The sequence below is a fragment of the Kitasatospora sp. NPDC093558 genome (assembly GCF_040683475.1).
GTDB lineage: Bacteria > Actinomycetota > Actinomycetes > Streptomycetales > Streptomycetaceae > Kitasatospora.
In genome coordinates this window covers 1-2137 of sequence record NZ_JBFBDY010000909.1, presented here as the reverse complement: position 1 = coordinate 2137, position 2137 = coordinate 1, and the positions used below count along the sequence as shown (strand labels likewise).

Sequence of the window (2137 nt, the reverse complement as noted above, 5' to 3'; positions counted from 1 at the left end):
GTGGGTCGCGGCGAACATCAGCGTCCTGCTGCTCACCATGGGTGCCGCCCTGGTGGTGTTCAACCAGCTGAACTTCTGGCAGGTCCTGATCGTCGCGGCGTGCGCCGCGCTCGCCTCGTTCGGCATGGTCGGCGTGCTGTCGGTCTCCGGGAAGTGGGGCGGCGCGCCGGGCGCGACCCTCTCGCGCGCCACCTTCGGGGTGCGCGGCAACCTCTTCCCCGGCGCGATCCTGTGGATCGCCCGGTTCGGCTGGGAGACGATCAACGCCGTCACCGGCGCCTACGCCGTGCTGACCGTCCTCGACCTGCTGTTCGGCGTGAAGAGCAACACCGCGCTGATCGTGATCACGCTCTTCGCCTTCGTCGCCTGCACCTTCCTGGTCTCCGGCATGGGACGCAAGGCGCTGAACGCCTGCAACACCTGGTCGACGTACCTCTTCGGCCTCTTCAGCGTCCTGGTGCTGGGCTACCTGATCGCGACCATCCACTGGAGCGAGGTCTTCGCCAAGCCCGCGGGCACCACCGCGATGATGATCGCCGGCATCGGGACCATCGCCGCAGGCGGCATCAGCTGGGTCCCCACCGGCCCGGACTTCGCCCGCTACCTGCCGCACGCCGCCTCCGGCAAGAAGATCGTCGGCGTGACGGTCTCCGGTGCCGGCCTGGTCATGGTGCCGATGGTGCTGATGGGCGCCGTGATGGCGGTGGCCTCGCCCGGCCTCGCCGACGCCGCGGACCCGGTCTCCTTCCTCGGCGACCTCCTGCCGACCTGGCTCGCCGTGCCCTACCTGCTGACCGCGATCGTGGGCATGCTGCTGATCAACAGCCTCTCCATGTACTCGGCCGGCTTCACCGCCCAGACCATGGGCGTCCGGCTGCCGCGCGCCCTGGCCGTCAGCATCAACGCCGTGATCTCGCTGGTCGGCGGCCTGCTGCTGATGCTGGTCGCCAAGAGCTTCCTGGGCTCCTTCATCACCTTCCTGATCCTGCTCGCCGTCTCCTTCTCGGCCTGGATCGGCGTCTACGCGGTGGACATGTTCCGGCGCCGGTCGCGCGCGGTGCGGTACGACGCCGCCGCGCTGATGGACACGAGCAGCAACAGCCGCTACTGGTACGTGGGCGGCTTCTGCTGGCAGGCGATGGTGTCCTGGGTGCTCGCGCTGGTGATGGGCCTCGCCTTCACCAAGTGCGACTGGTTCGCCGGCCCGCTCTCCGACACCCCGGTCGGCCGCTACGGACTCGCCTGGGCGGCGACCATCGTGATCTCCGCCATCATCATGGCCGTGCTCCCCGAGCCCCGCGAGAACACCCCCGCCACCACCGCGCAGCAGGCCGACCTCCAGCCGGAGAAGGTCACGGTCTGACCTCGCACACCCCCGGACCGCCCGGGCGCCGCCTCACCCGAGCCGGCGCCCGGGCGGTCCGGATATCGGCGATCGGCACGCATAGCGCCGAAACCCCTCCCCGATCATGCTCGCGGCCCCATCATGTCCGCCATGACAGCGAGTTGGGGGCCGCCGCCGCAGGGCGTGCCCGGTGAGGAAGGGCCGACGACGTGGAACCAGGTGGTCGGCGGGATCCAGTACGCCGTGGTCCAGGGGCAGAGCGTCACCGTCACCCTGCCTCCGAGGATCGAACCCCACCTCACCGGACTGCCGCCACTGGAGGAGACCTTCACCGGCCGCGACGACGAACTCGAGGGGCTGCTGGCCGCCCTGAACCCGGACCGCGAGCAGCCGGAGGCCCGGACGGTCTCGGCGGTGGCCGGGCTGCCCGGCGTGGGCAAGACCGAACTCGTCCTGCACGCCGCCCGGCAGGCCTTGCGCACCGACGGCTGGTTCCCCGGCGGTGTGCTGTTCGTCGACCTCGCCGGCTACGACGACGAGCGCCGGGTCACCCCCGAGAAGGCCCTCGACGGCTTCCTGCGCGCGCTCGGCCTGCCCGTCGAACACATCCCGCACGACCTCCAGGACCTGCGGCGCCACTACACGTCGGTGCTCGCCGCCTACGCGGCCCAGGGCCGCCGGATCCTGGTGGTGATCGACAACGCCGCGTCGGCCGCGCAGGTCGAACCGCTGCTGCCCGGCGACGGCCTGACCGCCGTCCTGGTCACCTCCCGGCATACCCTCGCCGGCCTC

Annotated in this window: 2 protein-coding genes; both read left to right on the top strand. The window is 71.0% G+C overall.

Annotation, left to right across the window (positions count from 1 at the left end):
* Nucleotides 1–1363, top strand: a 1363-nt coding sequence (locus tag AB0O00_RS36820; RefSeq protein WP_363659057.1) for a cytosine permease, incomplete at its 5' end; no start/stop codon positions are given.
* A gap of 132 nt (nucleotides 1364–1495) precedes the next feature.
* A partial coding sequence (locus tag AB0O00_RS36815; RefSeq protein WP_363659056.1) for an ATP-binding protein occupies nucleotides 1496–2137 on the top strand: 642 nt, incomplete at its 3' end.